Origin of the sequence: Streptomyces sp. NRRL S-495 (genome assembly GCF_000966955.1) — a bacterium.
Taxonomy (GTDB): Bacteria; Actinomycetota; Actinomycetes; order Streptomycetales; family Streptomycetaceae; genus Kitasatospora; species Kitasatospora purpeofusca.
Genome location: NZ_JZWY01000411.1, coordinates 1 through 8,345 on the forward strand (window position 1 = coordinate 1; position 8,345 = coordinate 8,345).

9 protein-coding genes are annotated in these 8,345 nt (G+C 70.9%); 6 read left to right on the plus strand and 3 right to left on the minus strand.

Going from position 1 to position 8,345, the window contains the following annotated elements:
- Positions 1–1,183: CoA transferase (locus tag VR45_RS21765; protein ID WP_045941482.1), on the plus strand; the 1,183-nt coding region annotated here is incomplete at its 5' end.
- Between the two features lie 96 nt (positions 1,184–1,279).
- Here the strand turns inward: VR45_RS21765 and VR45_RS21770 are convergent.
- A complete protein-coding gene (locus VR45_RS21770; RefSeq protein ID WP_045941483.1) occupies positions 1,280–1,879 on the minus strand; it encodes an HdeD family acid-resistance protein in 600 nt (199 codons plus the stop codon).
- Positions 1,880–2,078: 199 nt separating this feature from the next.
- Between VR45_RS21770 and VR45_RS21775 the strand changes: the two genes are divergently transcribed.
- Complete coding sequence (locus VR45_RS21775) at positions 2,079–3,905, plus strand: NAD-binding protein (RefSeq protein WP_045941484.1); 1,827 nt, start codon at positions 2,079–2,081, stop codon at positions 3,903–3,905.
- Between the two features lie 294 nt (positions 3,906–4,199).
- Here VR45_RS21775 and VR45_RS21780 read toward each other — a convergent pair whose 3' ends face one another.
- Together VR45_RS21780 and VR45_RS21785 are read right to left on the minus strand one after the other, a co-directional pair.
- On the minus strand, positions 4,200–4,775 hold the full coding sequence (locus VR45_RS21780) for an HD domain-containing protein (protein WP_045941485.1): 576 nt from the start codon (positions 4,773–4,775) through the stop codon (positions 4,200–4,202).
- A gap of 12 nt (positions 4,776–4,787) precedes the next feature.
- Positions 4,788–5,948: a helix-turn-helix transcriptional regulator gene (locus tag VR45_RS21785; protein ID WP_045941486.1), complete on the minus strand. Its 1,161-nt coding sequence runs from the start codon at positions 5,946–5,948 to the stop codon at positions 4,788–4,790.
- Positions 5,949–6,168: 220 nt separating this feature from the next.
- Here VR45_RS21785 and VR45_RS21790 point away from each other — a divergent pair, with 220 nt between their 5' ends.
- The 4 genes from VR45_RS21790 to VR45_RS21795 all read left to right on the plus strand — a co-directional run bounded on the left by VR45_RS21790 (position 6,169) and on the right by VR45_RS21795 (position 8,223).
- Positions 6,169–6,612: an ATP-binding protein gene (locus tag VR45_RS21790; RefSeq protein ID WP_052709264.1), complete on the plus strand. Its 444-nt coding sequence runs from the start codon at positions 6,169–6,171 to the stop codon at positions 6,610–6,612.
- A complete protein-coding gene (locus tag VR45_RS47110; RefSeq protein ID WP_159394302.1) occupies positions 6,609–6,761 on the plus strand; it encodes a hypothetical protein in 153 nt (50 codons plus the stop codon). The genes VR45_RS21790 and VR45_RS47110 overlap by 4 nt, the downstream gene beginning before the upstream one ends.
- A 188-nt stretch (positions 6,762–6,949) precedes the next feature.
- Complete coding sequence (locus VR45_RS50110; protein ID WP_286163382.1) at positions 6,950–7,084, plus strand: hypothetical protein; 135 nt, start codon at positions 6,950–6,952, stop codon at positions 7,082–7,084.
- Positions 7,081–8,223: a methyltransferase domain-containing protein gene (locus VR45_RS21795; RefSeq protein WP_052709265.1), complete on the plus strand. Its 1,143-nt coding sequence runs from the start codon at positions 7,081–7,083 to the stop codon at positions 8,221–8,223. The genes VR45_RS50110 and VR45_RS21795 overlap by 4 nt, the downstream gene beginning before the upstream one ends.
- Positions 8,224–8,345 lie beyond the last annotated feature (122 nt).

The following is an 8,345-nucleotide window of genomic DNA, read 5'->3' on the forward strand; positions in this document are numbered from 1 at the left end:
ACGCTCCGGCGGCCCGGTGCCCGAGGTCCGGGTCGACCAGGGCGCGGTCGCCACGGCCTTCGTCAGCGAACGCCACCTGCGGATCGACGGCCGCGCCCCGGTCAGCTTCGCGCCGCTCTCGGGCTTCTGGCAGACCGCCGACGGCTGGCTGCGCACCCACGCCAACTACCCCCACCACCGGGCCCGGCTGCTCACCGCCCTCGGCCTGCCCGCCGACACCGGGCCCGAACGGCTCGCCGCCGTACTGCGCGAACAGCCGGCCGCCACCGTCCAGGAGCGCGCGTACACGGCGGGAGCGCTCGCCGTCGCGGTCGCGCCGGCCCGGGAGCTGGTCCTGCCGCTGGTCGAGCTCCGGACCGTCGACACGGCCGCGCCCCGTCCACTCGCCCCCGCCGACCTGCCCGCCGCCGGGATCCGCGTCCTCGACCTCACCCGGGTGATCGCCGGACCGGTCGCCACCCGCACCCTCGCCCTGCTCGGCGCCGACGTGCTGCGGGTCGACTCGCCCCGTCTGCCCGAGGCCGAGGACGCCCACGCCGACACCGGCTTCGGCAAGCGCTCCACCCGCCTCGACCTCGCCGGGCCGGCCGACCGGGCCGCGTTCGACGACCTGCTCGCCACCGCCGACGTCGTCGTCACCGCCTACCGCCCCGGCGCCCTGGACGCGTACGGCCTCGCCGCCGACGAGCTGCTCGCCCGCCGACCGGGCCTGGTGGTCGTCGAGCTGAACGCCTGGGGCTGGACCGGCCCGTGGAGCGGACGCCGCGGCTTCGACAGCCTGGTCCAGGCGGGCTGCGGCATCGCCGCCGTCGAGGCCGGCGCCGACGGCCGCCCTGGTGTGCTGCCCGCCCAGGCCCTCGACCACGGCACCGGCTACCTGATCGCGGCCGGGGTCCTGCGCGCCCTCACCGACCAGCGCACCGGTCGCCCGGGAAGCCGCCACCTGCGCTACTCCCTGGCCGGCACCGCCTCCTGGCTGCTGCAGGGCATCGCCCCCACCGCCGACCCGCACGTCCTGCCGAACGACGAGCCCTACGACCCCACCCGGTGGATCACCGACACCGCCTCGCCGGACTACGGCCGGCTCCACCACGCCCGCCCGCCCCTCGGCTACGCGGGCGCCCCCACGGACTGGTCCCGCCCGCCGGGCCGCTGGGGCACGGACGCCCCGGTCTGGCGCTGACCGGCGGCGCTGGCCGGCGGCGCTGACCGCCAGCGCGCCGACGGCGGGCCCGGCCCGAGGGCCCGCCCGCCGTCCCGTCGTCCTTCTCTCCCGCCCTCAGATGCCGGACGGGATCTGCTTCGCCGAACTGCGCACCTGGAGGGCCGTCACGATCTCGACCAGCCCCAGGAATAGCAGCCAGCACCCGGCCAGGACCGTCAGCGCCTTGATCGAGCCGACCGGCCAGACCATCAGCAGCACGCCGGCCAGCGTGTTCGCCGCACCCGCGAAGGCCTGCCAGCCGCGGGCCGGCATCGTCTCGTCCGAGATCGCGGCGACCAGTTGCGTGATGCCGCGGAACAGCCAGCCGATGCCGATCCAGATCGCCAGCAGCAGCAGCGACTGCACCGCGCTGCGGAAGCACAGCAGACCGAGCAGCACGCAGATGGCCCCACTGATGAAGGCCAGCACCCGCATCGCGGTGCTTGCATGGGTGCCGAACGCGGCGACCAACTGGACGATGCCGATGACCAGCAGATAGAGGCCGAACAGCACGCCGACCACCATCAGCGTCTGCTTCGGCCAGACGAACACGACGATCCCGAGCGCGAGCGAGACCAGCCCGGCGAGCAGCAGCACCTGCCAGGCGGCCTTGGCGAGCATCCCTAGCGGACCCCGGACCGGGGAACCGTCGGGAGTGATGATCGGGGAGACCACGGTGGCATCCTCCTGGAGTGCGGGCGGCGGACGGCGTTCCTCACGATCGGTGGACGGCGTTCCTCACGATCACCTCACGATCACCGCCCGCGCCGGACCGCGCTCGCGGGGCGCACCCGTTCGGGCGATCGAACGGATTTCCCCCGGGGTTCCCCGAACGTCACCTCACCCTCACTAACCGTCGATAAGATCCGTCGATATGACTTCTGAAGGGTGGGGGACCCCTCCGGTCGAGCCGATCGGTCAGCACTACATCGTCTGCGGCGGCAACGCACTCGCCCACCGCCTGGTCCTCGAACTCGTCGAGCACTACGAAGTACCGGTCGTCGTCCTCGTCCCGGACCGCACCCGCGACCACGCACCCCGGATCGAGCAGCTGGACGGCGTCGCCGCCGTCGTCGAGTACGCCAGCGTCACCGAGGAGGCCCTGCGCGCCGTCCGGATCGAGACCGCGCGCGGCATCGCCCTCGTCGACGGCAGCGACCAGGAGAACATCCACGCCGCGCTCTCCGCCCAGGGGCACAACCCGAACATCCGCATCGTGCTGCGGATGTTCAACCAGCGCCTCGGCTCCAACATCGAGCGGCTGCTCCGGAACGGCACCGCGCTCTCCGGCTCCGCCACCGCCGCCCCGGCCTTCGCGGACGCGGCGCTGTCCCGGCCCAACTCCGTCCAGGTCGGCGACCGCTTCCTGCACATCGCCTACGACGACGACATAGCCGCCGACCGGATCTGCGTCGTCGCCGACCGCATCGACCGCCAGGACCTCGGCCGGATCCGCCTGCTGCCGGACCAGGAGGGCGACTCCGCCTCCTTCGTCCGCCTGGCCGGCGAGTTCGGCGACGGCGGCCCGATCCGCTCCGCCACCGAGGCCCGCCGCGCCGCCGAACCCGCCCCCGCGCCCGACGAACCGTCCCCCGCCGCCGGGGGCGTCGCGGCGCTCCAGACCCTGCCCAGCGAACCCGCCGTCCGGATCCCCTGGTGGCGGCGGCTGCGCTGGCGGCTCCTCGACACCCTGCGCTTCTTCACCAGCGCCCGCCTCCGCGTGGTACTGATCACCGCCCTGGCCGCAGTGCTGTTCTCGTTCGGGCTGCTCTGGTACCTCAACGGGGACTTCGCCTGGACCTTCTACGCCTCCCTGCTCGACCTCGCCGGCGCCGCCCAGCCGGACCAGCCCGGCGCGGGGGACGGGAGCGGCACCGGCGGCACCTGGCAGCGGATCGCCCAGGTGGTGATCACCTTCTGCGGCATCACCTTCGCGCCAGTCGCCACCGCCATCATGGTCGAGGTGCTCGCCTCGGGCCGCCGCGGCCAGCACCGCAGCCCGGGCGCGGGCACCCGCGACCACGTCGTCGTGGTCGGCCTCGGCAACGTCGGCACCCGGGTGGTCGCCCAACTGCACGGGCTCGGCGTGCCGGTGGTCGGCCTGGAGAGCGACCCCCAGGCCCGGGGCATCTCCGCCGTCCGCGCCCTCGGCGTCCCGGTCGTCGTCGACGACGGCCCCCTCGCCGAACAACTCCGCCGCGCCCGCCTCAAGCACAGCCGCGCGGTGGTCGCCGTCAGCGGCGACGACGCCACCAACCTGGAGGCGGCACTGGAGGCCCGCGCCGTCCGGCCCGACGTCCGCGTGGTGCTGCGCCTCTTCGACGACTCCTTCGCGAGCCACGTCTACGCCACCCTGGACAACGTCGCCTCGCGTTCGACTTCGTACCTTTCGGCCCCGGCCTTCGCCGCCGCCCTGATGGGCCGCGAGGTCCTCGGCACCCTCTCGGTCTTTCGGCACGTCCTGCTGATCGCCGAACTCCCCGCCGAGATCGGCACCGGCCTGATCGGCCTCAACCGCCACGACCTGGAGGACCCCGGCGGCGTCAGGGTCCTGGCGGTTCGATTGGCCCGCAGCCCCCGCCTCTACCACTGGAATTATGCGGACCGCACCCGGACGCTGGAACCGGGCGACAGCGTCGTCGTGGCCACCACCCGCAGCGGTCTGGCCCGCCTCAACACGACGCTGACGGAGAACACCTGAGGGCACCTGCGGTTCCGCTTCTCGGTGTGGGAAGCCGGCCGCTCCGACTTCCCACATCGAAGGCAGTCATCTTGGGGGCCTTGACTCAGCTCGACACCGGCCCAGTAGAGAGCCCTACCTCCCAGCAGGCGCCGGCCGTCGTGTGCCAGGCCGGCCGGCGCCAGGTTACTTCGAAGCGCGTCCACGACGTGCACGGCGTACCTCGGCTACCCGGTCGGACACCTCCTCCGCTGCCGATCGCTGACCACCGAGCTCTCCCCCAGGCCAACGACGGCTTCTGAGCTCCACCACCGGCTACTCCAGGTAGACCTTCTGCCACTCCAGGGAGGACATGCCGAGCGCTGCCTCGGCGAGTTGCCGGGCCGACTCGGTCTTGAGGCGGGCGAGGCTGCTGTCGATCCACGGCTGGACGTTCTGGTAGCCCTGCTCGCGGTATTCGACCGCTTGGATCAGGCATTCGAGCTTGTCGGCATCGTGGGCGACGACCACCTCCAGGCTCTCTCCGTTCTCGTATTCCTCGACGACCGCCCGGATCCCCGCCGCGACGGCGGGATGAGCGGCGCTGACCTGGTCGGCCGTGACGTCCTCGTTGGACGCGGCGGTGACGTACCGTCGCCCGATGTGCGGAATGTCGCCGACGCGAGTCTCCTGCGTGTCGTGGAAGAGGCAGAGCAGCGCGACCTTCGCCGGGTCGGCGCCCTCCATCATCGCGAGCACCGCACCGACGACGCCGGTACGGAAGGAGTGTTCTGCGATCGTCTCGGGGTCCTTCACACCGGCGATCCACCAGCCCGACCGCTTTGCCCGCTTCAGCATCCCCGCCTCGAAGAGGTACCCCGTCGTGCCCTTCAGCTCTTGGTCGTCCGCCATGACCGCCCTCTCTCAAACGCTGTAGCCGCCTGCCCGGAGACCGTAGTACACACACTCCAGCTTGCGCCGGGACTCCGAGGAGAGAGATCCGTCTTCGAGCACAATCCCAACCCGGCCTGCCAACTCCTTCGCCACATAGGGATCGGAGTCGAGTAGATTGCGGCGGGAAATGATCAGTGCCCAGACCGAATGAACATACAGGTCGGTGTACTCGACGGCTCGGTCGAGCCGCACGGCGAGTTCCCTGAGGAGAGCCGTGGCGTCCCAGGCGGGCCGACTGCATTCCGTCATGAAACAGTCGTCCTTCTGAGGCCTCCGGTCCAGCCCGAGCCAGTGTGCCCAATAGTTCAGGTTGGCCGACTCGGCCCGATCGTGGTCGACGATCGACTGGTCGATGAACTCCCTGAGCAATGTCGGATCACCCTGACGGGCCAGGGATGCCGCTACTGACCTCGCCTCGGCCCATTGGGGCGACCAGCCGGGGGTTGTGGTGAGTGCACCCCGTCGACGCAGACCGTCGAACCAGTCCGCAGCATTCCACTCCTGGTCGTACGAGGAGAGGTACCAGACCTGCCTGCGAAGCAGTGCTGCCTCCGATCCGGCCCGCTCCGCCGCATCGGCGGCACCGCGAAGACTCTGGAAGAACCGTTCTCGCAAACCTGGTTCGAGGAGCGGTGACGAGGAAACGGGCCCTCTTCGCGCGGCCGGAATCGTCGAGCAGGAAGCCACCACTCCTGGCAGGACCCCGCTGACCGCCCAGCCGATCATGTGCGTGGTGTCGCGTGTCAGCACCCATGCCCCGAGCGGATGTTCGTCCAGATGGATGATCGCGGTATCCGCATTGAGTACCTCACCCAGGAGGAGGTCGGCGTCCATGGCCGTAGACAGCATGTCCACCAGGGTCGGCGGAGCGCCGAGGCGGATGAGCCTTCGACGCATTGCCACAAGGTTGCCGGCCTTGGTGGACGACAGTGGACGCCGTCCGGATTCCCACCCCTGGAGGGTGCTCTTGTCCACTCCGAGGTCCTCCGCCAACTCCTCCTGGGTGCGGGGAATCTGCTCTCGGATGACCTTGAAGAGATAGCCGGCGATGGCACCCTCCGGCTCCCGTGCAGGCGAAGGCTGACTCCCGGTCAGTGTTGTTTCGTGCCTTGTCTGCGAATGAGCAGCCATGAGGACTCCTGCCGACCTTGACCGGCCGACCAACTCGTACTGACAGTCCGTCGGAACCATGCACTACGCGACGTAGCGTTTCAAGTGCGAAGCGAAGTCGCGATGTGGCTCCGACAGCGTAGTCCCGACGTGGCGAGCTGCGGCCTCAATTGCTCGGAACTTCGCCGGATCTGGTAAGCGCCCGTCGTTATGGGTGAACCCGGCTCACTCTGGAGTTGCCATGGCACATGCGTTGTTGAAGGCTCACGCGCCTCCGGGCGCCGGTTCGGTCTCGAATCTTCCGGCAGAGGCCGAGCTCTTGTTGCCCTACCTGCCGGAGTCGGCGGGTCGTGCTCGTCGCTTCGTTCGGGGCACGCTGGCCGGGTGGGGGTTGGACCAGTTGATCGATTCCGGTGTGCTGATTGCCAGTGAGCTGGTAACGAATGCTGCGAAGACCGGGTGCAGGCAGCAGATGACGCTGTTCGTGCGGCATGTCTCGCGGAACGCGCTGCGGATCGCGGTGCGGGACGGCTCATGTGCGCTGCCGGTGCTGATCCGGGCCTCCGCCGACGAGGAGTGCCACCGGGGCCTGGCCCTGGTGGATCGCCTCACCTGTGGTCGGTGGGGCGCGGCCGTCGAGCCGGCGGGGAAGGTCGTTCACGCCGATCTGACGATCGTGCGGTGAGCTTGCAGCTTCCGGACGACGGTCTCGATCCCGACGACTCCTTTCCTGTCCCCGATCCCGTTCGGGTCTGGGCCGCGTACGGGGTCTCGCTGGCGGCGGCCTTCCATGTTCTCGCCGCGGCGCTGGTGTTGATCAACCGCTCCCACTGACTCCGCCTGTGCCGCCGGATCAGCGGCACAGGCGGGGAATTGAACGCCCCTTCCTCAACTCGAAAGGGAACTCGCTGTGTTCACTGCGGACCCGAAGCCTCCGAAGCCCAAGCCCGCGAACCCGCCCACGCCTCGGCCGCCGGACCGGTAGTCGTCACCCAACCCGTCCCAACTCGCAAGGAGGAAGCATGGCCTGGGGAACCGACAAGGACAGCAACGGCAAGCACGGGGGCAAGAAGGACCCCGGCACCGCCAAGCCGTCGCCCGACGGCTCGCGGCCGATGCCCGAGCCCAAGCACCGGAAGGACGACGACAAGAAGTGACGGACTCCGTGCATCGACCGGAGCAGGCCGCTGTGCGCGGCCTGCTCCGGGCCGTCGGCGAAGCGCTCGGCGGGCCCGTTCCCCAGGTGTGGCGGGAGGCGGTCGAGGCGGTGCCGCGCCATCGTTTCCTCCCCGATCGGATCTGGCTGGCGGACGGCGGCGGTGGCTATGAGCCGTGCGACCTCGGCAGCGACGACCGGCGCTGGTTCGAGGCGGCCTACGCCGACGTGCCGATCGTCACCCAGGTCAACGACGGCCGGGAGTCGTCCGATCCCTGGCCCTCGTCCTCCGCCTCGGCGCCCTCGATCGTCGTGCGGATGCTCCAGGACCTCGACCTCCGGCCGGGCATGCGGGTGCTGGAGATCGGCACCGGCACCGGCTGGAACGCTGCGCTGCTCGCGCACCGGCTCGGGCCCGGGGGCGTCGTCTCGGTGGAGATCGACGCGGAGGTCGCCCGGCAGGCGTGGGCGTCCCTGAACGCCGCCGGCCTCGGCGTGGAGGTGGTCCACGGCGACGGCGCCGACGGCTGGAGCCGCCGGGCGCCCTATGACCGGATCGTCTCGACCTGCTCCGTCCGCCGGGTGCCGTGGGAATGGATCGAGCAGACCGAGCCCGGCGGCATCGTCCTCACGCCGTGGGACAACCCGATGATCTGCTGGGGGCTGCTGAAGCTCACCGTCGGACAGGACGGGGCAGAAGGGCGGTTCAGCCCCCACTCGGCGTTCATGCTGATGCGGACCCAGCGCCAGGACCTGCGGATCTTTCGCGACGTCGTACGCGACGACCACGTGCCCGAGGAGCGCGGGACGTCCTTCGACCCCCAGCACGTCACCGGGGACCAGTGGGAGGCCCGGTTCGCCCTCGGCCTTTGCCTCGGCGACGTGTGGACCGCGTGGGAGGAGGACGCTGCCCGGCTCTGGGCGGCGACCACCGACGCTCGGTCCTGGGCCGCCGTGGACCCCGGAGGACGTGTGCGGCAGTACGGCCCGCGTCGGCTCTGGGACGAGGTGGAGGCGGCCCACCTCTGGTGGGAGGAGCAGGGGAGGCCCGGGCCGGAGCGGTTCGGGTGGACCGTAACGGCCGAGGGGCAGTGGGCTTGGCTGGACGATCCCACCCGGCCCGTGCGGAAGCGGGATTGAGCAGCACGTGGGCCCCTTCGCCCGGAGGACGAAGGGGCCCACGCCGACCGGTGCCGGGTCAGCGGTGCTTGAACTCCGGCGGGCGCTTCTCGGCGAAGGCGGCCATGCCTTCCTTCTGGTCG

Coding starts and splice junctions, on each gene's coding strand:
- VR45_RS21780 (WP_045941485.1), bottom strand. CDS start 4,775: ATGGCGGACGACCAAGAGCTGAAGGGCACGACGGGGTACCTCTTCGAG.
- VR45_RS50110 (WP_286163382.1), top strand. CDS start 6,950: ATGGCCTGGGGAACCGACAAGGACAGCAACGGCAAGCACGGGGGCAAG.
- VR45_RS21790 (WP_052709264.1), top strand. CDS start 6,169: ATGGCACATGCGTTGTTGAAGGCTCACGCGCCTCCGGGCGCCGGTTCG.
- VR45_RS21785 (WP_045941486.1), bottom strand. CDS start 5,948: ATGGCTGCTCATTCGCAGACAAGGCACGAAACAACACTGACCGGGAGT.
- VR45_RS21775 (WP_045941484.1), top strand. CDS start 2,079: ATGACTTCTGAAGGGTGGGGGACCCCTCCGGTCGAGCCGATCGGTCAG.